We start from the raw sequence: 21,230 nt of genomic DNA, 5'->3' as shown, positions 1-21,230 counted from the left end.
GTCAGCCGGACGGGCGCCAGTCGCCGTACCGGTCCAGCACCGCCGACCGCAGCGCCGTGTCGGTCCGCGGCACCGGTTCCAGGAAGACCTCGGTGATGTCGGTGAAGGCGGCGGACAACTCGCCCGCCAGCCGCACGCAGACCCGTTCCAGCTCACCGGAGTTGAGCGTGTCGGCGAAGTCCAGTCGCGCGCAGACGAGCACCTGGTCGGTGCCCAGCAGCATGGTCTGCAGGTCGACCAGCGCGTCCACCTCCGGCGCGCTCGCCAGGTGGTCGCGAACCCCGCGGACCAGCACCGGATCCGCCTGCCGCCCGATGAGCAGGCCGCGGTTGGTGCGGCCCAGCGTGTAGGCGACCACGGCCAGCAGCGCGCCGATGGCGATCGAGGCGAGCCCGTCCCAGAGCGACGAGCCGGTGAGGTGGTGCAGCCCGATACCGGCGAACGCGAGCAGGATGCCGAGCAGCGCGGCGGAGTCCTCGAACAACACGGTCTTCGGCGCCGGATCGTCGATCAGCCGCAGGTGCTCGGCGACCGAGCGGTGCTCCTCCGCCGATTCGCGCCGGACCTGCCGCAGCGCCTGCAACCACGAGACGGACTCGAGGGCGAACGCGATCGCCAGCACCCCGTAGGCGATCAGCGGGCTCTCCTGCTCCTGCGATTCGCCGAAGACCGTGGAGAAGCCCTCGTAGAAGGCGAACATCGCGCCGGAGGCGAAGATCGACACCGCGGCCAGCAACGCCCAGAAGTAGCGCTCCTTGCCGTACCCGAACGGGTGCACGCGATCGGCGGGTCTTCCCGACCGGCGCAACGCGGTGAGCAGCAGCACCTCGGTGATCGTGTCGGCCACCGAGTGCGCGGCTTCGGACATCATCGCCGAGGAGCCGGTGATCAACCCGGCGATCGCCTTGAGCACCGCGATCGCCAGGTTCACCCCACCCGCGAGCAGTACGGTGAGCGTGCTGCCGCCGCCGGATTCACTTGCCACCGGCCGATGGTAAGCGCGGTTCAGAGCCGCCGCAGGCCGGTGAGCACGCGCTCCATCAGCGCCAGGTCGGGCCGCGTGCCCGGGGTCGCGACCGCGCCGTGCACCGCGACCAGGCCCTGTTCGGCCATGTCCCCCAGCAGGACCCTGGCCACCCCCAGTGGCACCCGCAGCCGGGCCGCGACCTCGGCGACCGAGCGCGGTTCCGTGCAGACCGCGCGCACCGAGTGGTACTCGGCGCCCAGCCGCGCGTCCCGCCACTGCGCGCACGCCCTGGTGGAGATCATCGTCTCCACCGCGAGGTGGCGTTTGGGTTTCGTGCGGCCCTTGGTCAGCACGTACGGGCGCACCAGCGACCGCTGTGCGGGCACCGGTTCCGGGATCATCCGCGGCTCACGAATCGGCTGGACCTGATCTTGGTGAATTGTCAAGCCGTTCCGTCTGCCGGACGAATCGTTCACAATGCGCCGCCCCTCCGCTCGCACAAATGAGCCCCACCGGCGACGTCGGCAGTGAGGAATCTTCATGCTACTGCCCCTGTCTATCCGCCAAATGGGAAAAGCCGGGGCCTCGGTGCCCCACCGGGAGTTTCGCCCGGCTGAATTTCGGGCGTCCACTTGTCCACTGCGGACAATGTCTTGTAATGCACGTGCGCAATGCACGAGCGTTTTCAGCGCCGGGTGAGCACGGCCAGCGGAACCAGCGCGGTGATCCCCGCCACAGCGGCCACGAGCACGTACCCGCCGAGCGCGAACAGCGGCCCGGCGGCCAGTCCGGCCAGCGCCGAAGTCGACCACACCACCGCGTCCACAGTGCCCTGCAACTTGCGGGCCTGCTTGCTCAGCAGGCTGCTGCCGCCGACGAAGACCAGGTTCCAGCCGTAGCCGAGCAGGAACAACGACAGCGGGATACCGGCGGTGTGCGAAGTCGGCGCGGCCATCGCGGCGGCCGAAGCCACCGCGAGCGTGCCGATCCCGGCGAAGATCGCCGTCCGGCCGCCCCACCGGTCGGCTATGCGCCCGGAGATCGGCGCCAGCGCGAACATGCCGATCATGTGCGCGGTCAGCGTCCAGCCGACCACCTCCAGCCCGTGCCCGTGCTGGTGCAACTGCGGCGCCGACATCGTCATCATGGCGACCATCGCCACCTGCGCGGCGACCATGGCGAGCAGTGGACCGCGTACCGAGGGCCGGGCGAACGCCGCCGCGAACCCCGCGTACGCCCGGGTTTCCGGCTGAACGTCCGGCTTGGACCGGGGCAGGGCCGCGCTGGCGACCGCGGCCACCGCCGTCACGAGCGCGGCGACCAGCAGCGGCCCGGCGAGCCCTGGCAGCCCGAGCACGTCGGCGGTGTGCGCGGCCGGGGCGATCAGCGGCGGCCCGGCCAGCGCGCCGACCGTGCCCGCCCAGACGATCGCCGAAAGCGCCCGGCCCTTGCGCTCGTCCGAATAGAGGTCGGCCGCCGCGTACCGGGACAGCTGCGCGCCGCCGTTGCCGAGGCCGAGCACGAGCAAACCGGCCAGCAGCACGGGAAACAGCCCGGTGATCGCCCCCGCCGCGGCGATCAGGGCGCCGAGCGAGCCGATGCCGTAGGTGGTGAGCAGTGACCGGCGGTGTCCGTGTGCCGCGACCAGCCGGGCCGAGCCGAGCGCACCCGCCGCGGTCCCGAGCACCCCGGCCGCCGACGGCACCCCGCTCCAGCCGGGCCCCGGCGACTCGGTCGCGATCAGCACCCCGGCGGTACCGGCTCCGGCCATCGCGATGTTCATGCACGCGACCCCGCTGAACAGGGCGGCCATCTCCCGGCGCCGGCTGACCCGCACGACTGTCATGAGGCCCAGGCTAGGGACGATCGAGCCCGAACCGAACAGGTTTCACGTGTGAAGAACGCTATGAGTGGGGCATTACTTGCAAAGACGCTACCGCGCGCAGCTCCGTTGAGGGTGGTGGTGGGCGACGGGAGGGCGCTAGTAATGCCCCACTCATAGCATTGGGCGGAGGGCTACTTGTCCTCGTCGGGGAGCGGGGTGCCGGTGGGCACCTCGTCCGTGGGGGTGTCGGCCTTGCCGTCCGGCTGGGCCTCCCCGCCCGGCTCCTCCAGCGGGTCCGAGCCGTTCGCAGGCAGCGTGGTGTCCACAGTGGACGGAACCGGCGCCGGCTTGCGCTTGACCGCGGTGAGCAGCAGCTGCGCCACGTCCACCACTTCGACCTTTTCGCTGGCCAGGCCGTCGCTCTGGCGCGAGGTGACGCCGTCGGTCAGCATCACGCGGCAGAACGGGCACCCGGTGGCGATCTTCGACGGTGCGGTGCCGAGCGCCTCGTCCACGCGCTCCACGTTGATCCGCTTGCCGATGCGCTCTTCCATCCACATCCGCGCACCACCGGCACCACAGCACATCGACCGGTCGCCGTGCCGCGGCATCTCCCGCAGCGAAGCACCCGAAGCGCCGACCAGCTCACGCGGCGCGTCGTAGACCTTGTTGTGCCTGCCCAGGTAACACGGGTCGTGGTAGGTGACGTCCTCGGCGATCGGCGCCACCGGCACCAGCCGCTTCTCCCGCACCAGGCGGTTCAGCAGCTGCGTGTGGTGCACGACCTCGTACTGCCCGCCCAGCTCCGGGTACTCGTTGGCGAGGGTGTTGAAGCAGTGCGCGCAGGTCACCACGATCTTGCGCTTGAGCGGCTCGACGCCCTCGAACACCGTGTTCAGCACTTCGACGTTCTGCTGCGCGAGCATCTGGAAGACGAACTCGTTGCCCGCGCGCCGCGCCGGGTCACCGCTGCAGGTCTCCTCCGGGCCGAGCACGGTGTACTTGACGTCGGCCATGTGCAGCAGTTCGGCCACCGCGCGGGTGGTCTTCTTCGCGCGGTCCTCGAAGGCGCCGGCGCACCCGACCCAGAACAGGTACTCGGTGTCGCCGAACTCGCCCTCGAACACCGGCACCTCGAAGTCCAGGTCGTCCGCCCAGGCCAGCCGGTCCTTGGCGTTCTGGCCCCACGGGTTGCCCTTGTTCTCCAGGTTCTTGAACATCCCGTTCAGCTCGGTCGGGAAGTTCGACTCGATCATCACCTGGTAGCGGCGCATGTCCACGATGTGGTCCACGTGCTCGATGTCCACCGGGCACTGCTCCACGCAGGCACCGCAGCTGGTGCACGACCACAGCACCTCGGGATCGATGACGCCCAGCTCGTCCGGCCCGCCGATCAGCGGGCGCCCGGCCTCGGCCAGTGCCAGCACGTCGATCCCGGCGTGCGGGTTGTCGCCGGTGAGCCCGACCTCTTCACCCGTGACGTCCTTGCGGCCACCGGCGAGCAGGTACGGCGCCTTCGCGTAGGCGTGGTCGCGCAGCTGCGTGATCAGCAGCTTCGGCGACAGCGGCTTGCCGGTGTTCCACGCCGGGCACTGCGACTGGCAGCGGCCGCATTCGGTGCAGGTGGTGAAGTCCAGCCAGCCCTTCCAGCTGAAGTCCTCGATCTTGCCCGCGCCGAAGACGTCCTTCTCCGGATCGGCTTCCTCGAAGTCGAGCGGCTTGCCGCCGCTCATCATCGGCTTGAGCGCGCCGAGCGCCACCCCGCCGTCGTCCTCGCGCTTGAAGTAGATGTTGGGGAAGGCGCTGAACCGGTGCCAGGCCACGCCCATGGTCATGTTCCTGGCGACCACCCAGACCCAGACCATCGCGCCCATCAGCTTGATGAAGGCGAACACCGAGACCAGGGTGGCGCTGGCGGGCAGCAGGTTGCCCAGCGGCTCGGAGACGAAGGCGGCCCAGGTCGGCAGGTCGTGGGAGCCGAGCGCGGACTTGGCCGCCCGCACGCCCAGGATGCCGATGCCCTCGAAGACCACGATGAACTCGACGAAGTACGCCTGGCGGAAGTTCGACCCGGCGAACCGGGACACCCGGTCGGCGCGGCGGGGGTGGTTCCGCTGGCGGATGACCGCCAGCGCCAGCCCGCCGACGATGGTGCCGACGCCGAGCAGTTCCATCAGCAGGTGCCACAGCGACCAGTGGTCGAGGATCGGCCAGCCCCAGGTCGGCTCGAAGACCTCGCCGTAGGCCTCGAACAGGGCCAGCGAGCCGATCAGGAAGCCCCACATCACCAGCCAGTGCCACGGGCCGACGTGCTTGAGCTTGTTCATCCGCGTGTGCGCGGCGAACTCCTTGATCAGCGTTTTCATCCGCGGGCCGAACGGGCCGTTCCGGGTCGGGTCCGGCTGGCCGAGGCGGATGATCTTGACGAAACGCACGATCGTGACGACGAACATGCTCCAGGCGACCAGGCTGACCGCGACGGCGATCAGCCCGAGCGTGAGCTGTACAGCACCCATGTCGGGGGCCTCCGGGGTTCATCTGGCATGTGGTGGTGCGAGGAGGGTAGCGCTGATTACTCATCAGTAACCAATCGGCGCGCTCGGCGTCCCCCTGATGTGGCGCAAACCTCGCTGGTTAGTGGAACGATCGTTCAGGTAGTTTCGGGGGATGGGCCCGTACCTCCTCCTGGCCATCGCCATCGCGGGCGAAGTCACGGCCACGATCTCACTGAAGCTCTCCGAAGGCTTCTCGAAGCCGATCCCCTCGGTGATCGTCGTGCTCGGCTACGGGCTCGCGTTCGCGATGCTCGCCCAGGTCCTCAAGGCGGGGCTGCCGATCGGGGTCGCCTACGCCGTCTGGGCCGCGGCCGGGGTCGCGCTGGTCGCCCTGATCGGCGCGGTCTTCCTCAACGAGGGCTTCAACTGGACCATGGGGGCAGGGCTCGTGCTGGTCATCGCCGGTGTCGTGTTGCTGGAACTGGGGCGAGCGCACTGAAACGGCAGGCGGACGGGCGAAGGGCGCGCGGGGAGAAGCGGCGTGCGGAACTGATCGACGCCACGCTGCGGGTGATCGAGCGCGACGGCGTCGCCGGGGTCACCCACCGGACCGTGGCCGCCGAAGCCGGGGTGCCGCTGACCTCGACCACGTACCACTTCGACAGCCTCGACGACCTGCTGATCGCCACCCTCATCTCGTGCGCGCGCGACATGGCCACCGAGGTGTACTGGATGATCGACCGCGCGCGCTCGCGCGGGAGCCGGGGCGCCGAGGAGGTCGCGGCGCTGCTCGCGGAAGCGCTCGGGCCGCGGCGCGGGCGCACGATGGCGGAGTACGAGCTGTACCTGCTCGCCGCGCGGCGCCCGGAACTGCGGCCCGCGGCCCGGCGCTGGCTGGACGTGCTGACGTCGATGGTCCGGCATGATGACGAGGTGGCGTTCCGGGTGTTCCTCGCGGGGATCGACGGGCTGCTGGTCCAAGGCCTCATCGACGACGAACCGCCGTCGGCCGAGGAGCTGCGGCCGGTGGTCGACTACCTGCTGAAACCGCACTGATGTTCACCGGGGTCGCGCGTGCCGACCGGGGTGGCGAGACGGTGTTCGCCGAGGCACACGGCTTCGCGCACCGGGCGTACGGCGTGCCGAACACGCTGGAGACGCGGTTCGCGCTTGCCAGCGGTACCAAAGGTTTCACCGCGGCGACCGTGTTTTCGCTGATCGATTCGGGGCTGCTCACCGAGTCGGCCACGGTCCGTTCGGTGCTGGGTGACGAACTGCCGCTGGTGCACCCGGAGGTGACCGTCGGGCACCTGCTGCGGCACACCTCGGGCATCGGCGACTACTGCCCCGACGACGAGAACCCGCCGCCGGGCCAGTGCCTGCTGGCGTCCACTTCGGACTACCTGGCCGCGATGGCCGGGCTGCCCGCCGTTTCCGCACCCGGCACGCGGTTCTCGTACAACAACGGCGGTTACGTGGTGCTCGGGGCGATGGCCGACCTCGTCGCCGCGCCGTGAATGTGGCTTTCACGGCACATTCCGCCGTGAAAGCCACATTCACGGCACCGGGTCAGGCCTTGTTCTCGTGGATGCCGGTCAGGTGCGCCCTGGCCACGGTGTTCGAGAACAGGTTGAAGCCGAGGAAGGCCGGCGTCGAGCTGTCCGGGATGCCCAGCGACTCGACCCCCACCGCGTGCACGGTGAAGATGTACCGGTGCGGCCCGTGCCCCGGCGGCGGTGCGGCGCCGAGGAAGCGGTTCAGGCCGCCGTCGTTCTTCAGGGTCACCGCGCCGGGAACGGGTTCCGGGTTCTTCCCCGCGTCCGTCGGCAGGGAGGTCACCGTGGCCGGGATGTCGAACACGGCCCAGTGCCAGAACCCGCTGGCGGTCGGGGCGTCGGGGTCGTAGCAGGTGACCGCGAAGCTCTTGGTCTCCGCGGGAAAGCCCTCCCACGACAGCTCCGGCGAGACGTCGTCGCCGCCGGCCCCGAAGATGCCGCTCAGCTGCGGCGTGGCCAGCGCGGCGCCCTCGGCCAGATCGCCGCTGCGCACGGTGAACTCCGGCACCTCGGGCAGGAAGTCGTACGGGTTGGGCGGTTGAGGCATTCCAGTCCTCCTCCTACGTGGGCTACCGCCAAAGGCTATCGGCGCGGCGCACCCCGGGCAGGGGTAGGGACAACCCCCGGGGACATCCGGGGGTTCACCCCGATGTACCGAAGGCCGTCCGAGCCCTAGCTTTGTGCACAGAAGAAACCTGCATCGGGAGGACTCAATGGCGCGGCCTGGGCTAGCCATCGGCGGTATCGCGTTGATCGTGGCCGGAGCGGCGATCGGGCTGGGGTGGTGGTGGCCCTCGACCAGCGAGGCAACGGCGCAGGTCAGCGAGCCGGTCCAGCGGGTGCGGATCGCGTCCGACTCGGGCAACGTGCACATCCGCACCGCGGACGTGCGGGAGAGCACGGTCGTCCAGCGCTTCGACTACCGCTGGGGCGAGCCGGGCCAGAGCTACTCGGTCGAGGGGAACGAGCTGGTGCTCGCCGACTGCGGCGACTGGTGCTCGGTGGACTACGACGTGGTCGTGCCGATGGGGACAGCGGTGACGGGGCACGCCGACTCCGGCGCGGTCGTGCTGACCGGCGTGGCCAGCGCGGACGTGAGCGCCGACTCCGGCGACGTCGAGGTGCGCAACGTGCCGGGCCCGGTCACCGTGCAGGCTTCTTCGGGGGACATCACGCTCGCCGACATCGGCGAAGCGGTGAAGGTCACCGCCGATTCGGGGCACATCACCGGCACCGGCATCAAGGGCCGGGTCGAGGCGGACGCGGATTCCGGGGACGTCGAGCTGACCATGGCCGCCGCGCAGGAGGTCCGCGCGCAGGCCGACAGCGGGCACGTCGAGGTAGCCGTCCCCGCGGGCTCGTACCGGGTGGAGGGCAACAGCGACAGCGGGAACCGGGACATCTCGATCCCGACCGGGGGCAGCGGCGCGGCCGTGCTGCTCCAGCTGGACACCGACAGCGGTGACGTCACCGTCCGCCAGGCCTGAACGAACGAAGGGGATCAGGGGCAATGGGGAAAGCAGGCTGGGTGCTGACCGGGGTGGCGGTGTCGGCGCTGACGCTGACGGGGTGCGCCTCGATGACGCCGGGGGAGACGTTCAGCGACGGCACGCCGGTGCCGGAGCAGATCACCAAGGTGCGGTTCGACGTGCCCGCCGGCGAGGTGAAGATCCGGGTGGAGAAGGGGGCGCCGGTCTCACTGCGGCGCGAGGTCCACTACCGGGGTGACCGGCCGGGGCGGTCGCACCGGGTCGACGGCGACACGCTCGTGCTCGACAAGTGCGGTGACGACTGCTCGGTGGACTACGACGTGGTCATCCCGGCCGCGTTGCCGATCACCGGCAGCCTCGCGGCGGGGGACGTGACCATCACCGGTGCCGGGGCGACCGACGTGCGCGCGGCGGCCGGTCGGGTGGTGCTCGACCAGCTCGCCGGTTCGGCCCAGGTGGAAGCCTCGGCGGGCAACGTCGACATCGGCTTGGCCACGGCGGCCGACGCGAAGGTGACGGCGAGCGCGGGGAACGTGACGGTCACCGTGCCGCAGGGCGCGTACCGGGTGCGGACCGAGGCCAGGGCGGGCGAGACCCACATCTCGGTGCCGACCACCGCCGACGCGCCGCACGCGCTGGAGGTCGACGCGTCGGCCGGTGACGTGACGGTCCGCACCGCGTGATCCGGCTGCCGCACCGGGCCTGACCGTGCTCGCCGTACCCGCTGCGCAGGGGGCAGCGGGTACGGCGAGCGGCGGAGTACCTGGTCAACGGCGCGCTCCCGGAAATCGGTGGCACCCGCCGGGAACAACCGGCGGACCCGGTACGTTGAGCCAGCAGAAAGGTTGAGCCCCCTCCGCTCAAGTCCTAGTTGACCAAGTGGCGGGGCTCCGGTTAGAACTTGAGTGAGCACCGCTCAACCACGGCGGGCGCACGAACCCAGAAGCACAGAGAGAGGGAACGAACCATGGCGCGAGCGGTCGGCATCGACCTCGGTACGACCAACTCGGTCGTCGCCGTCCTGGAGGGCGGCGAGCCGACGGTCATCGCCAACTCGGAAGGTTCGCGGACGACCCCGTCCATCGTCGCCTTCGCCAAGAACGGCGAAGTGCTGACCGGGCAGCCCGCGAAGAACCAGGCCGTCACCAACGTCGACCGGACGATCCGCTCGGTGAAGCGGCACGTCGGCACCGACTGGAAGACCGAGATCGACGGCAAGGCCTACACCTCGCAGGAGATCAGCGCGCGCGTGCTGATGAAGCTCAAGCGCGACGCCGAGTCCTACCTCGGTGAGGAGATCACCGACGCGGTGATCACCGTGCCCGCGTACTTCGAGGACGCGCAGCGGCAGGCCACCAAGGAAGCCGGCCAGATCGCCGGGCTGAACGTGCTCCGCATCGTCAACGAGCCGACCGCGGCCGCCTTGGCCTACGGCCTGGACAAGGGCGAGAAGGAACAGACCATCCTGGTCTTCGACCTCGGTGGCGGTACGTTCGACGTCTCGCTGCTGGAGATCGGCGAAGGCGTGGTCGAGGTCCGGGCCACCTCCGGTGACAACCACCTCGGTGGTGACGACTGGGACGAGCGCATCGTCACCTGGCTGGTCGACAAGTTCAAGGCCTCCAACGGCATCGACCTCACCAAGGACAAGATGGCGCTGCAGCGCATCCGCGAGGCGGCCGAGAAGGCGAAGATCGAGCTGTCCAGCTCGAACTCCGCGGGCATCAACCTGCCCTACATCACCGTGGACTCGGACAAGAACCCGCTGTTCCTCGACGAGCAGCTGTCCCGCGCCGAGTTCCAGCGGATCACCTCGGACCTGCTCGAGCGCACCCGCAAGCCGTTCAACAACGTCATCCGCGACGCCGGGGTCGCCGTCGGCGACATCGACCACGTGGTGCTCGTCGGTGGTTCCACCCGCATGCCCGCGGTCTCCGACCTGGTCAAGGAGCTGACCGGCGGCCGCGAGCCGAACAAGGGCGTGAACCCGGACGAGGTCGTCGCGGTCGGCGCGGCGCTGCAGGCCGGTGTGCTCAAGGGCGAGGTCAAGGACGTCCTGCTGCTCGACGTGACCCCGCTGTCGCTGGGCATCGAGACCAAGGGCGGGGTGTTCACCAAGCTCATCGAGCGCAACACCACCATCCCGACCAAGCGTTCGGAGATCTTCTCCACCGCGGACGACAACCAGCCCTCGGTGCAGATCCAGGTCTTCCAGGGTGAGCGGGAGATCGCCGCGCACAACAAGAAGCTCGGCATGTTCGAGCTGACCGGGCTGCCGCCCGCGCCGCGTGGCGTGCCGCAGATCGAGGTCACCTTCGACATCGACGCCAACGGCATCGTGCACGTGACCGCGAAGGACCTGGGCACCAACAAGGAACAGTCGATGACGATCACCGGTGGCTCCGCGCTGCCGAAGGACGACATCGAGCGCATGGTCAAGGACGCCGAGGCGCACGCCGAGGAGGACAAGCAGCGCCGCGAGGAAGCGGAGACCCGCAACCAGGCCGAGACGCTGGTCTACCAGACCGAGAAGTTCGTCAAGGACAACGAGGACAAGCTGCCCGACGAGCTCAAGGGCAAGGTCAAGACCGCGATCGACGAGGCCAACGAGGCGCTCAAGGGCACCGACTCGGCCAAGATCCGCGAGGCCATCGAGAAGCTGAACACCGCTTCGCAGGAACTGGGCACCGCGCTCTACGCCAACGCGAACGCCGCCCAGGAGGCCGCCGGCGCGGCCGGTGGTGACGCGGGTGCTTCGGCTGGGTCCTCTTCGGCCAAGGCGGACGACGTGGTCGACGCCGAGATCGTGGACGAGGACGACAAGAAGGGCGCGGAGGGCGAGAAGAAGTGACCCACGCGAATCGCGAAAACTCCGAGGGTCCCCGGCACGGGATCGGTGAAGAACCAGAGGAGCCGCGAGTCGTGGTGCGCGATCGCCGCAAGATCGACCCGGTGACCGGTGAGCTGCGCGAGCAGCCGGTGCTCGAAGAGGAGGAAGCGCCCGTGGCGGGCAAGCACGCGGGTCCCTCGCTCGGGGAGACCATCGTGGACGCGGCGGTGGAGCCGGTGTCCGACCTGGAGAAGCAGCTGGAGGAACGCACCGCGGACCTCCAGCGGCTTCAGGCCGAGTACACCAACTACCGCCGCCGGGTGGACCGCGACCGCGAGCAGGTGGTCAACGCCGCGAAGGCGGGCGTGGTCGGCGACCTGCTGCCGCTGCTCGACGACCTCGAGCGGGCGGACCAGCACGGCGACCTCACCGGCGCGTTCAAGGCGGTGGCCGACAAGCTGGTGGCCAGCCTGCAGCGGGCCGGGCTCGAGCCGTTCGGCGCGGAGGGCGAGCCCTTCGACCCGAGCGTGCACGAGGCGGTGCAGCACAACACCTCGTCCGAGGTGGCCGGTCCGACGGTGACCCTGGTGATGCGCCGCGGCTACCGCTTCGGCGATCGGGTGCTGCGGGCGGCGCTGGTCGGCGTGACCGACCACGAGCCCGGCGAGGCACCCGCGCCTGCGCCCGCGGCCTCGGCCTCGGCCTCGCCTGAGGTCGCGCCGGAGCCGGAATCGGCGCCGGAACTGGACGCCACGCAGTCCGGTGAGCTGCCCCTTGATGAGAACAGTCGCTGACGGAAGTCCGGAGGGAGGAGACGCCCGATGAGTGCTCGGGAGTGGATCGGCAAGGATTTCTACCGCGAACTGGGCGTCTCCTCCGACGCCTCCGCGGATGAGATCAAGAAGGCCTACCGCAAGCTGGCGAAGGAGAACCACCCGGACGCCAACTCGGGCAACGCCGAGGCCGAGAAGAAGTTCAAGGCCGTGTCCGAGGCGTACGGCGTGCTGTCCGACAGCACCAAGCGCAAGGAGTACGACGAGGCCAGGCGCCTTTTCGGGTCGGGCGGCCCCGGGGGTTTCGGGTTTCCCGGAGGCGGAGCCGGTGGCACCGACTTCGGCGATATGTTCGGAAACGCCGCCGGGCAAAGCGGGGGTTTCGGTGGCCTCGGTGACATCCTCGGCGGCCTGTTCGGCCGTCGCGGGGCCGCCGGTGCCACGGCGAGCCGCGCGCAGCGGGGCGCCGACGTGGAGACCGACGTCCGGATCGACTTCATCGAGGCGGTCAAGGGCGCGACCCTGCCACTGCGGTTGTCCAGCCCGGCGACCTGCGGCACCTGTGGTGGCAACGGCGCCAAGCCGGGCACCACGCCGCGGACCTGCGGGACCTGTGGCGGATCGGGGCTGGTCAGCCGGAGCCAGGGGGCGTTCGCCTTCTCGGAGCCGTGCCGGGACTGCCGCGGCCGCGGCACCATCATCGACAACCCGTGCGGTGAGTGCGGTGGCGAGGGCATTAGCACCCGCACCCGCACGCTGACCGTCCGGATCCCCGCCGGGGTCGACGACGACCAGCGCATCCGGCTGGCCGGGCAGGGCGAACCGGGCCGGGGCGGCGCGCAACCGGGTGACCTCTACGTCCGGGTGCACGTGGCACCGCACACGGTGTTCGGCCGATCGGGCAATGATCTGACCATCACCGTGCCGGTGAGCTTCACCGAACTGGCGCTGGGTGGGACCATCACGGTGCCGACACTCGACGGCAAGGTCTCGGTCAAGGTGCCGCCGGGCACCTCGAGCGGGCGGGTGCTGCGGGTGCGCGGCAAGGGCATCACCAAGCGAGACGGCACCCAGGGCGACCTGCTGGTCACCCTGCAGGTGGCGGTGCCGGCCCGCCTGGACGACCAGGCGCGGGCGGCGTTGGAGAGTTACGCGGAGGCCTCCGCGCAGCACGACCCGCGTCCGGAGATCACCGCCCTGATCAGGGAACGGAGCTGAGATGTTCGGTTCTTCGCTGCCGGGTGGCGTGCCGCAGGACGAAGACACCCCGGTGTTCGTGATCTCCGTGGCGGCCCAGCTCTCCGGGCTGCACGCGCAGACCCTGCGGTCCTACGACCGCCAGGGCCTGGTCTCCCCCGGCCGCACGGCCGGGGGAGGTCGGCGGTACTCCATGCGGGACATCGCCCTCCTGCGCGAGGTGCAACGGCTCTCGCAGGAGCAGGGCGTCAACCTCGCCGGGATCAAGCGGATCATCGACCTGGAAAACGAGGTCGACGCCCTGCGTTCGCGGGTCGCGGAGCTGACCGAAGAACTCGCCTCGGCCTACGCCGCCGCCGAACAGGCCGCCGCCGCGGTACACGCCTCATACCGCAAAGACCTCGTCCCCATGCGAAACCAAACCGCCCTCGTCGTCTGGCGCCCCCCACGCCCCCGCCGCTAACCCCACGTTGGAGCAGCCGAGTTCCACACTCAGGCACCCGAGTTCCACGTTGAGGCAGGCGAGTTCCACGTTCGCGCATCTGGATTCGTGTTGGGGGCGGGCGAATTCCTGCCGATGTGGCCGAGTCTCACGTTGGGGCAGGCGAGTTCCACACTCGGGCACCCGAGTTCCACATTGAGGCAGGCGAGTTCCACACTCGCGTAGCCGAGTCCCACATTCGGGCAGGCGAGTTCTGCACTGGAACAGGTGAGTTCCACGTTCGCGCGCCTGGATTTTGTGTCGGGGCGGGCGGATTTCTACGCAGGTGGCCGAGTTTCACGTTGGGGCAAGCGAGTTTCGCGCTCCGGCAGCTGAGTTACACTTCGAGGCAGGCGAGTCCCGCGCTCGCGCAACCGAATCCCACGTTAGGCACCCGAGTTTCACACTGGGGCAAATGAGTCCCGCACTCAGGTAGCCGAGTTCCACACTCGCGCAGCTGATTTCCACATTCAGGCAGCCGAATCCCGCGCTCCGATAGCCGAGTTCCACACTGGGGCAGCCGAGTTCCGTGTTCAGGCAGCCGAGTTCTCGTTGGGGCAAGCGAGTTCCGCGTTCGCGCACCTGAGTTCTGCGCTGGGGCGGGCGAGTTTCACGTTGAGGCGGTTGAGTCCCGCGCTCGGCAAGTGGGTGCAACGTTCGCGCACCTGAGTTCCGCACTCGGGTAGCTGAGTTCCACGTTCATTCCGGATGCCTCGCCTTCCGGCGCGAGCACTTCGATTTCGAACAGCAGACGCGTCTTTCGATCAGGATCAGTCGGCCTCCTCCTGGAGTCGGCGCAGGAGTTGGAGTGGGGTCATGCCGCACAGGACGGCTGCCTGCCGGAGGGTGACCTCGTCCAGCTCGATCACCGGGTCCGCAGCCGCGTGCTCATCAGCGGCTCTCGCCTCCGCCCACGCTTGAAGTGGGCCCAGCTCCGGATCCTGGGTCTGGGTGATCACCTTCAGCCGCAGCCGGAGACTCAGCTCCGGGCGCCGCAGATCGCGGTGGACCTGGGCGAGCACCTCGTGCGCGGTCGTGCCGAGGACTTCGCACAGCTCCACCAGCCGTGACACCGTCAACCGCCGGGCGCCGGACTCGTAGCTGCCCAGCGTGCCGATCGACAGGTCGTTGTGCAGCAGCGCGCACACTTCCTCCCTTCTGAGCTGCCGAGCGCGCCTGAGCTGCCGAAGCCGCTCGCCGAGCGCCTCGCGGAGCGCCTGGTCGAAGTCCGGGTCGACCGCCGTGCCGCTCACCTGCCCGCCCCTTCGATCCGCCCGGCGCGCTCACGCGCCTCGTCCGCGATCCCGGCCAGCAGATCGGCGAGTTCCCGCAGCTCAGCGGCACTGAACTCGGCCTCGTCGATCTCGCGGACCAGGCGCATCATCACGGTGCCCACGTCGCGGTTGCTCCTGATCAGCCGGACGAAGGCCCGCTGATTCCGTCGTCGAACCATCTCCACGCCCCCTCTCGTCTGATCAATAGTGGCACATGCCACTCTCGATCACGATCAGCGCGGGATGCGGCTCGGCGAGGCCGGATCCGTTGATCCGCAAAGGTTTTCGAGGTTCCGGGGTGGCACAAAAGTCACATTCGCAGACGGGTGATTGTGGCTGATTACCGTGCGCGGCAACGCTCCTGGCACAAAGTTCACATTCACGTTCGGGATGCTTCCTCAGCGCAGGAAGGGTTCCAGGACGCGCGGCGGCGGTCACGAATGCAGCGATGTCACGAATGTGGAACTCGGCTGCGCGAGTGTGGGGTTCGGATGCACGAGCGTGGAACTCGCGTGTCTGAACGTGGGACTCGCGTGCACGAGCGTGGGACTCGCGTGTCTGAACGTGGGATTCGGGTGCGTGAGTGTGGGGGTCGGGCGGGGGTTAGGGGGTGGCGGTTTGGACTAGGCGGGCGTAGGGGCCGTTGGCGGCTAGGAGGTCGGTGTGGCTGCCCAGTTCGGTGATGGTGCCGCCGTCCAGGACGGCGACGCGGTCCGAGGCGGCGGCGGTGTGCAGCCGGTGCGCGATGGCGATGACCGTCCGACCTGCGAGAACCTGGGAAAGCGAGCGTTCCAGCTCCCGCGCCGAGCCGGTGTCCAGCAGGGAGGTCGCCTCGTCCAGGACCAGGGTGTGCGGGTCCGCCAGCACCACGCGCGCCAGCGCCAGTTGCTGCGCCATCGCGGCGGGCACCGAGGCCGGGGTGACCTTGGTGTCCAGGCCGTCCGGCAAGGACCGGGACCAGGAGCCCGCGCCCACCGAGTCCAGGGCGTCGAACAGGGCGGCATCCGACCACGAACCCGCAGGTAGCGTGAGGTTTTCCCGCAGGGTGCCCGCGAACACGTGGTGCTCCTGCGTCAACAGCAGCACCTCACCCCGCAGCACGTCCTCCGGCAGCTGCGAGACCTCCGCGCCGCCGATGGTCACCGAGCCCGAGCCGGGGGTGGCGATGCCTGCCAGCAGCCTGCCCAGCGTCGACTTCCCCGCACCCGACGGGCCGACGATCGCCAGCCGCTGGCCCCGCGGGATCGACAGGGTGATCCCGTGCAGCACCTCCCGGTCCGCCGAGTACCCGAACCGGACGTCGCGCACCTCGATCTCCGTACCCGAAGGCACCGTGGATCCAGGGGAAACCGGAGAAGCCGCGTTCCGCACGCCGATCACCCGTCGCAGCGCCGTCGCCGACACCTGGACATCCTCGATCCACCACAGCAGCTCGTCCAGCGGACCCGCCAGCACCTGCACGTACAACACCATCGTGGTGATCGTGCCCAGCCCGGCCCACCCCTGCGTGTACGCCCACGCCCCGATCAGCAGCATCGCGCCCGCCGGCAGCGCGTGTGAAAGCTCCAGCCACGGCGCCCACCGCACCTGCAGTTTCCGCAGCTCACGCTCCTCGTCGACGGCCCGCGCCAGCCGGCGGTCACCTTCGGCCAGCCGCCGCTCGACCAGGCCCAGCGCGTCCGCGGTCCGCGCGCCCTCGGTCGACTCGTGCAGCCCCGACTGCACGTCACCCCAGGCGTCCAGCATCTTCTCGATGGTCGGCGGCACCCGCCGCCAGTACCACCGCGTCGGCAGGTACAGCACCGGCACCGCGACCAGCAGGCCCAGCGCCAGCAGCGGCGAGGTGAACACCATCGCCACCACGGTCAGCGCGACCGTGATCAGCGCGACGGTGATCTCCGGGACGGCGTACCGCATCGCGTAGTCGACCTTGTCGACGTCGGAGGTCGCGCGGCTGAGCAGGTCACCGGTGCCCGCCGCCTCCACGGTGCCCAGCGGCAGCTTCAGCGCGTCGTCGACGAACTCCTCGCGGGTCTTCGCCAGCACCCGCTCACCCAGCAGCCCCGCCCGCCGGTTCGCCGCCTTCTTCAGCACGGCCTGCACCACCAGGATGCCGACGAAGACCAGCGCCAGCAGGTCCAACGACAGCCCGCCGCCCTCGGTCACCGAGTCGACCAGCAGCCCCAGAATCTGCGGGCCGACCAGCCCGGCGGCGCCCGCCAGGCAGAAGAGCAGGATCACCAGCACGAAGTCCCGGCGGAACGCCCTCATCGTGCCGATCGCCCAGCCGCGGGCCTGCGCCACGTCGGCCAGCGGCAGCTTCAGCTGCACGGTTCCTTCTCCTTGTTGACGTACTCGTCGGCGACGGCCCGCCACAGCGGACTCTGGCTGAAGACCACGGTCGTCCGGCCGCGTCGCAGCTCGGCCACCCGTTCGGTGATGCGGGCCTCGGTGTGCGCGTCGACCGCCGAGGTCGGTTCGTCCAGCAGCAGCACGTCGGCGTCCAGCGCCAGCGCCCTGGCCAGGTTCAGCCGCTGCCGCTGTCCGCCGGAGACCTCCCGGCCGCGCTCGCCGATCAGCTCGTCGAGCCCCAGCGGCAGCGCGTCCACGATGTCGTCGGCGTCCGCCGCGGTCAGCGCGGCTCCCACGGTGATCGCGCCCGGCGTGACGATCTGCTCGCGCAGCACGCCCGAGAACCACACGTCCTGGTTGTGCGCGCAGACCACCCGCGAGCGCACCTCGGCCAGCGAAGCGCGCTGGATGTCGACCCCGGACACCATCACCGGCTTCAGCGCGTCGGTGAACCGCGCCAGCCGGGCGGCCAGCTCCTCGGCGTCCTTCGTTTCGACCACGGTCAGCTTCCCGGCGACCGCGGTGAAGCCCGATTCGGTGTCGTGCAGTTCCAGCGGCCCGTCGGGCAGCGCGATCGGCTCGGCCGGGTCGGCCAGTTTCGGCCGCAGGGCCAGCATCTTGCAGACCTTCCGCGACGCCACCATCGCACTGGAGAACGTGCCGGCCGCCTCCGTGGCGGTGCTCACCGGGATGATCAGGAAGGCCGAGGCACCGTAGAAGGCGACCAGCTCGCCGACGGTGATCGTGCCCGCGACCGCCAGCCGCGCGCCCAGCCAGGTGATCGCCACGGTGACCAGTCCCGGCAGCAGCACCTCGGCGCCGACCAGCCACGACGTGCTGCTGGCGACGCCGTTGCCCTGCTCGCGCACCCGCTGGCTGGCCGTGGCGAATCGCTTCGAGAACTGCCGCTCACCACCCACGCCCCGCAGCACCCGCAGGCCCGACACGATGTCCGCGGCCAGCGCGTTCACCGTGGTCAGGTCCTCGCGCTGCGCTTCCTGACGACGCTGCAGCGGCGCGATCAGCGGCCCGATCCCGGCCACCGCCAGTGGCACGCCGACCAGCGCCACTGCGGCCAGCAACGGCGAGGTGCCCAGCAGCACGATGCCCACGGTCAGGAACGCGACCACGGCACCGAGCACCCGGCCGAACACCTCGAAGATCGCGCCCACCCGGTTCTCGTCCGAGGACGCGATCGCCATCATGTCGCCGGTGTCCGCCTGCCCGCGCAGCGAAGCGCCCAGCCGCAGCGTGTGGTGCGAAACCAGGCGCTGGGTGGTGGACGCGGCGTGCAGCCACATGCCGTGCGCGGCGAAGAGCAGTCCCGCGCCGAACACCGTCTGCAGCACGCCCAGCCCGACCACCAGCGCCACGTTCCAGACCAGCTCGGGGGTGCTCGCCCCGGCGATGCCCGCGTCGATCGCCCGGCCGACCACCAGCGGCAGCAGGGCGCCCGGCACCAGCCAGGCCGCGCCCAGCACCGCCGCCCCCGTGGCCAGCCACGGGCGTGACCGCAACACCGCCAGCAGGTACCGCAGCGGGGTCAGTCGCTCGGGCAACCGCACGTCAGGCGCGGGATACGGTTTCGGGGGCACGATTTCCGACGGTATGCGGGACCGGTGTGCCGGGGCGACCCATTTTCCGGCGACCACCCGGCGGGGTGCGCCTCGTCATACCAGTACCCTCGGCGCTGTGGCGATTCCCAACGCGGACACCGTGACCAGCACCGATACCACCGAGCACGCCGCGGCGACGCCCGACGTGCCGCAGCCCTACCTCGAACTCGGCCTGGCCGAGGACGAGTACGCCCGGATCCGCGAGATCCTCGGCCGCCGGCCCACCGACGCCGAGCTGGCGATGTACTCGGTGATGTGGAGCGAGCACTGCTCTTACAAGTCCTCCAAGGTGCACCTGCGGTACTTCGGCGAGACCACCACACCCGAGATGCAGGAGAAGATGCTCGCGGGCATCGGCGAGAACGCCGGCGTGGTCGACATCGGCGACGGCTGGGCGGTCACCTTCAAGGTGGAGAGCCACAACCACCCGTCCTACGTGGAGCCCTACCAGGGCGCGGCCACCGGCGTCGGCGGCATCGTGCGCGACATCCTGGCGATGGGCGCGCGCCCGCTCGCGGTGGCCGACCCGCTGCGCTTCGGCCCGGCCGACGCGCCGGACACCCGCCGCGTGCTGCCCGGCGTGGTCGCCGGGGTGGCCGGGTACGGCAACTGCCTCGGCCTGCCGAACATCGGCGGCGAGGTGGTCTTCGACGAGAGCTACGCGGGCAACCCGCTGGTGAACGCGCTGTGCGTCGGCGCGATGCGGGTCGAGGACCTGCACCTCGCGCACGCTTCGGGCACCGGCAACAAGATCATCCTGTTCGGCGCGCGCACCGGCCTCGACGGCATCGGCGGCGTGTCGGTGCTGGCCAGCGACAGCTTCTCGGAGAACACCGGCCGCAAGAAGCTGCCCAGCGTGCAGGTCGGCGACCCGTTCACCGAGAAGGTGCTCATCGAGTGCTGCCTCGAGCTGTTCGCGGAGAAGCTCGTGGTCGGCATCCAGGACCTCGGCGGCGCTGGCCTGTCCTGCGCCACGTCCGAACTGGCCGCGGCCGGTGACGGCGGCATGCACATCGTGCTGGACCGGGTGCCGCTGCGCGCCGAGGGCATGACCCCGGCGGAGATCCTCTCCAGCGAGTCGCAGGAACGCATGTGCGCGGTGGTCGCACCCTCCGATGTGGACGCCTTCATGGCGGTCTGCGCCAAGTGGGACGTGACCGCCACCGAGATCGGCGAGGTGACCGACGGCGAGCACCTGGTGATCACCTGGCACGACGAGGTCGTGGTGGACGTGCCGCCGCGCACCGTGGCGCACCAGGGCCCGGTCTACGAGCGGCCCTACGCGCGCCCGGCCACCCAGGACGCCCTCCAGGCGGACACCAGCGCCTCGCTCGCGCGCCCGTCGACCGGTGACGAGCTGCACGAGACCGTGCTCAAGGTGATCTCCTCGCCGAACCAGGCGTCCAAGGAATGGATCACCAGCCAGTACGACCGCTACGTCCGCGGCAACACCGTGCTGGCCCAGCCCGCCGATTCCGGGGTGATCCGGATCGACGAGTCGAGCGGCCGGGGTGTCGCCGTGTCGACCGACTGCAACAGCAAGTTCGTCTTCCTCGACCCGTACCTGGGCACCCAGCTGGCGCTCGCGGAGTCCTACCGCAACGTGGCCACCAGCGGCGCCACCCCGGTCGCGGTGACCAACTGCCTGAACTTCGGCGCGCCGACCGACCCCGGCGTGATGTGGCAGTTCGAGCGCGCGGTGCACGGCCTGGCCGACGGCTGCGCCGAACTCGGCGTGCCGGTGACCGGCGGCAACGTCAGCTTCTTCAACCAGACCGGCGACACCGCGATCCTGCCGACGCCGGTGGTCGGCGTGCTCGGCGTCATCGACGACGTCCGCCGCCGCATCCCGACCGGCATCGGCGCGGAGGCGGGCGAGACGCTGATCCTGCTCGGGGAAACCCACGACGAGCTGGACGGTTCGGCCTGGGCGCACATCGTGCACGGGCACCTCGGTGGTGTGCCGCCGAAGGTGGACCTGCAGCGCGAGAAGCTGCTCGCCGAGATCCTGGTCGCCGGTTCGCGTGACGGCATGGTCTCCGCCGCGCACGACCTCTCCGACGGCGGCCTCGCGCAGACCCTCGTCGAGACCGTTCTCATCGGACAGTGCGGCGCGCGGGTGGTGCTGGACGACGAGCTCGACCCGTTCGTGCAGCTGTTCTCCGAGTCCGCCGGCCGCGTGCTGGTCGCCGTGCCGCGCAGCGAGGAGCTGCGCTTCACCGAGATGTGCACCGCGCGCGGGCTGCCGTGGCGCAAGACCGGTGTGGTGGACCCGGAGTCGGGCGCGCTGGAGATCCAGGGCGTGACCAGCTTCGGCCTCGACGAGCTGCGGGAGACCTGGGAGCGCACGTTCCCGGCGCTGTTCGACTGACGC

At 70.1% G+C, this 21,230-nt stretch carries 19 protein-coding genes; 10 read left to right on the top strand and 9 right to left on the bottom strand.

Annotation, left to right across the window (positions count from 1 at the left end; all coding sequences use genetic code 11):
- Nucleotide 1 precedes the first annotated feature (1 nt).
- The 4 genes from L3Q67_RS09960 to L3Q67_RS09945 form a co-directional block, all read right to left on the bottom strand.
- Entirely contained in the window at nucleotides 2-985 is a 984-nt protein-coding gene (locus L3Q67_RS09960) for a cation diffusion facilitator family transporter (RefSeq protein WP_499189244.1), read from the bottom strand.
- A 20-nt stretch (nucleotides 986-1,005) separates the two neighbouring features.
- Complete coding sequence (locus L3Q67_RS09955; protein ID WP_499189243.1) at nucleotides 1,006-1,368, bottom strand: helix-turn-helix domain-containing protein; 363 nt, start codon at nucleotides 1,366-1,368, stop codon at nucleotides 1,006-1,008.
- 284 nt (nucleotides 1,369-1,652) lie between these two features.
- A complete protein-coding gene (locus tag L3Q67_RS09950; RefSeq protein ID WP_499189242.1) occupies nucleotides 1,653-2,813 on the bottom strand; it encodes an MFS transporter in 1,161 nt (386 codons plus the stop codon).
- 170 nt (nucleotides 2,814-2,983) lie between these two features.
- Nucleotides 2,984-5,308, bottom strand: coding sequence for a (Fe-S)-binding protein (locus L3Q67_RS09945; protein WP_499189241.1), 2,325 nt, complete (start codon nucleotides 5,306-5,308; stop codon nucleotides 2,984-2,986).
- A 151-nt stretch (nucleotides 5,309-5,459) separates the two neighbouring features.
- On the opposite strand from L3Q67_RS09945, the gene L3Q67_RS09940 reads away from it, so the two are divergent.
- From L3Q67_RS09940 to L3Q67_RS09930, 3 genes are read left to right on the top strand one after another with little or no spacing between them, the layout of a single operon-like run.
- Entirely contained in the window at nucleotides 5,460-5,786 is a 327-nt protein-coding gene (locus L3Q67_RS09940; RefSeq protein WP_209663573.1) for a DMT family transporter, read from the top strand.
- Nucleotides 5,783-6,343, top strand: a complete 561-nt coding sequence (locus L3Q67_RS09935; RefSeq protein ID WP_499191483.1) for a TetR/AcrR family transcriptional regulator — start codon at nucleotides 5,783-5,785, stop codon at nucleotides 6,341-6,343. Before L3Q67_RS09940 ends, L3Q67_RS09935 begins: the two co-directional genes overlap by 4 nt.
- On the top strand, nucleotides 6,343-6,804 hold the full coding sequence (locus tag L3Q67_RS09930; RefSeq protein ID WP_499189240.1) for a serine hydrolase domain-containing protein: 462 nt from the start codon (nucleotides 6,343-6,345) through the stop codon (nucleotides 6,802-6,804). Before L3Q67_RS09935 ends, L3Q67_RS09930 begins: the two co-directional genes overlap by 1 nt.
- 52 nt (nucleotides 6,805-6,856) lie before the next feature.
- Here L3Q67_RS09930 and L3Q67_RS09925 read toward each other — a convergent pair whose 3' ends face one another.
- On the bottom strand, nucleotides 6,857-7,390 hold the full coding sequence (locus L3Q67_RS09925) for a YbhB/YbcL family Raf kinase inhibitor-like protein (RefSeq protein ID WP_499189239.1): 534 nt from the start codon (nucleotides 7,388-7,390) through the stop codon (nucleotides 6,857-6,859).
- A gap of 166 nt (nucleotides 7,391-7,556) precedes the next feature.
- On the opposite strand from L3Q67_RS09925, the gene L3Q67_RS09920 reads away from it, so the two are divergent.
- The 6 genes from L3Q67_RS09920 to L3Q67_RS09895 all read left to right on the top strand — a co-directional run bounded on the left by L3Q67_RS09920 (nucleotide 7,557) and on the right by L3Q67_RS09895 (nucleotide 13,596).
- Nucleotides 7,557-8,330 carry a DUF4097 family beta strand repeat-containing protein gene (locus L3Q67_RS09920; RefSeq protein WP_499189238.1) on the top strand — a complete coding sequence of 258 codons (774 nt, stop codon included), beginning with the start codon at nucleotides 7,557-7,559 and terminating at the stop codon, nucleotides 8,328-8,330.
- Nucleotides 8,331-8,353: 23 nt separating this feature from the next.
- Entirely contained in the window at nucleotides 8,354-9,016 is a 663-nt protein-coding gene (locus tag L3Q67_RS09915) for a DUF4097 family beta strand repeat-containing protein (RefSeq protein WP_499189237.1), read from the top strand.
- Between the two features lie 284 nt (nucleotides 9,017-9,300).
- A complete protein-coding gene (gene dnaK / locus L3Q67_RS09910) occupies nucleotides 9,301-11,184 on the top strand; it encodes a molecular chaperone DnaK (RefSeq protein ID WP_209663578.1) in 1,884 nt (627 codons plus the stop codon).
- A 41-nt stretch (nucleotides 11,185-11,225) separates the two neighbouring features.
- Nucleotides 11,226-11,957: a nucleotide exchange factor GrpE gene (gene grpE, locus L3Q67_RS09905; protein WP_499191482.1), complete on the top strand. Its 732-nt coding sequence runs from the start codon at nucleotides 11,226-11,228 to the stop codon at nucleotides 11,955-11,957.
- A 27-nt stretch (nucleotides 11,958-11,984) separates the two neighbouring features.
- A complete protein-coding gene (dnaJ, locus tag L3Q67_RS09900) occupies nucleotides 11,985-13,154 on the top strand; it encodes a molecular chaperone DnaJ (protein WP_499189236.1) in 1,170 nt (389 codons plus the stop codon).
- A gap of 1 nt (nucleotide 13,155) precedes the next feature.
- Nucleotides 13,156-13,596 (top strand): heat shock protein transcriptional repressor HspR, encoded by a 441-nt coding sequence (locus L3Q67_RS09895; protein WP_209663580.1) that lies wholly within the window; start codon nucleotides 13,156-13,158, stop codon nucleotides 13,594-13,596.
- 788 nt (nucleotides 13,597-14,384) lie between these two features.
- Here L3Q67_RS09895 and L3Q67_RS09890 read toward each other — a convergent pair.
- From L3Q67_RS09890 to L3Q67_RS09875, 4 genes are all read right to left on the bottom strand, one after another.
- Complete coding sequence (locus L3Q67_RS09890; RefSeq protein ID WP_499189235.1) at nucleotides 14,385-14,867, bottom strand: helix-turn-helix domain-containing protein; 483 nt, start codon at nucleotides 14,865-14,867, stop codon at nucleotides 14,385-14,387.
- Nucleotides 14,864-15,067 carry a hypothetical protein gene (locus L3Q67_RS09885; RefSeq protein WP_499189234.1) on the bottom strand — a complete coding sequence of 68 codons (204 nt, stop codon included), beginning with the start codon at nucleotides 15,065-15,067 and terminating at the stop codon, nucleotides 14,864-14,866. Before L3Q67_RS09885 ends, L3Q67_RS09890 begins: the two co-directional genes overlap by 4 nt.
- A 424-nt stretch (nucleotides 15,068-15,491) precedes the next feature.
- Nucleotides 15,492-17,159 carry an ABC transporter ATP-binding protein gene (locus tag L3Q67_RS09880; protein ID WP_499191481.1) on the bottom strand — a complete coding sequence of 556 codons (1,668 nt, stop codon included), beginning with the start codon at nucleotides 17,157-17,159 and terminating at the stop codon, nucleotides 15,492-15,494.
- Between the two features lie 50 nt (nucleotides 17,160-17,209).
- Nucleotides 17,210-18,835: an ABC transporter ATP-binding protein gene (locus L3Q67_RS09875; protein ID WP_499189233.1), complete on the bottom strand. Its 1,626-nt coding sequence runs from the start codon at nucleotides 18,833-18,835 to the stop codon at nucleotides 17,210-17,212.
- Between the two features lie 121 nt (nucleotides 18,836-18,956).
- On the opposite strand from L3Q67_RS09875, the gene purL reads away from it, so the two are divergent.
- Nucleotides 18,957-21,227: a phosphoribosylformylglycinamidine synthase subunit PurL gene (gene purL, locus L3Q67_RS09870; RefSeq protein ID WP_499191480.1), complete on the top strand. Its 2,271-nt coding sequence runs from the start codon at nucleotides 18,957-18,959 to the stop codon at nucleotides 21,225-21,227.
- Nucleotides 21,228-21,230: the final 3 nt, after the last annotated feature.

This window comes from Saccharothrix sp. AJ9571 (assembly GCF_021725495.1).
Lineage (GTDB): Bacteria > Actinomycetota > Actinomycetes > Mycobacteriales > Pseudonocardiaceae > Amycolatopsis > Amycolatopsis magusensis.
This window is presented reverse-complemented; position numbering and strand designations above follow the sequence as displayed.

Bases quoted from the DNA above. Each gene is read 5' to 3' on its own strand.
- L3Q67_RS09955 (WP_499189243.1), bottom strand. From the start codon at position 1,368: ATGATCCCGGAACCGGTGCCCGCACAGCGGTCGCTGGTGCGCCCGTAC.
- L3Q67_RS09950 (WP_499189242.1), bottom strand. From the start codon at position 2,813: ATGACAGTCGTGCGGGTCAGCCGGCGCCGGGAGATGGCCGCCCTGTTC.
- L3Q67_RS09945 (WP_499189241.1), bottom strand. From the start codon at position 5,308: ATGGGTGCTGTACAGCTCACGCTCGGGCTGATCGCCGTCGCGGTCAGC.
- L3Q67_RS09940 (WP_209663573.1), top strand. From the start codon at position 5,460: ATGGGCCCGTACCTCCTCCTGGCCATCGCCATCGCGGGCGAAGTCACG.
- L3Q67_RS09930 (WP_499189240.1), top strand. From the start codon at position 6,343: ATGTTCACCGGGGTCGCGCGTGCCGACCGGGGTGGCGAGACGGTGTTC.
- L3Q67_RS09925 (WP_499189239.1), bottom strand. From the start codon at position 7,390: ATGCCTCAACCGCCCAACCCGTACGACTTCCTGCCCGAGGTGCCGGAG.
- L3Q67_RS09920 (WP_499189238.1), top strand. From the start codon at position 7,557: ATGGCGCGGCCTGGGCTAGCCATCGGCGGTATCGCGTTGATCGTGGCC.
- L3Q67_RS09915 (WP_499189237.1), top strand. From the start codon at position 8,354: ATGGGGAAAGCAGGCTGGGTGCTGACCGGGGTGGCGGTGTCGGCGCTG.
- dnaK (WP_209663578.1), top strand. From the start codon at position 9,301: ATGGCGCGAGCGGTCGGCATCGACCTCGGTACGACCAACTCGGTCGTC.
- dnaJ (WP_499189236.1), top strand. From the start codon at position 11,985: ATGAGTGCTCGGGAGTGGATCGGCAAGGATTTCTACCGCGAACTGGGC.
- L3Q67_RS09895 (WP_209663580.1), top strand. From the start codon at position 13,156: ATGTTCGGTTCTTCGCTGCCGGGTGGCGTGCCGCAGGACGAAGACACC.
- L3Q67_RS09885 (WP_499189234.1), bottom strand. From the start codon at position 15,067: ATGGTTCGACGACGGAATCAGCGGGCCTTCGTCCGGCTGATCAGGAGC.
- L3Q67_RS09880 (WP_499191481.1), bottom strand. From the start codon at position 17,159: ATGAGGGCGTTCCGCCGGGACTTCGTGCTGGTGATCCTGCTCTTCTGC.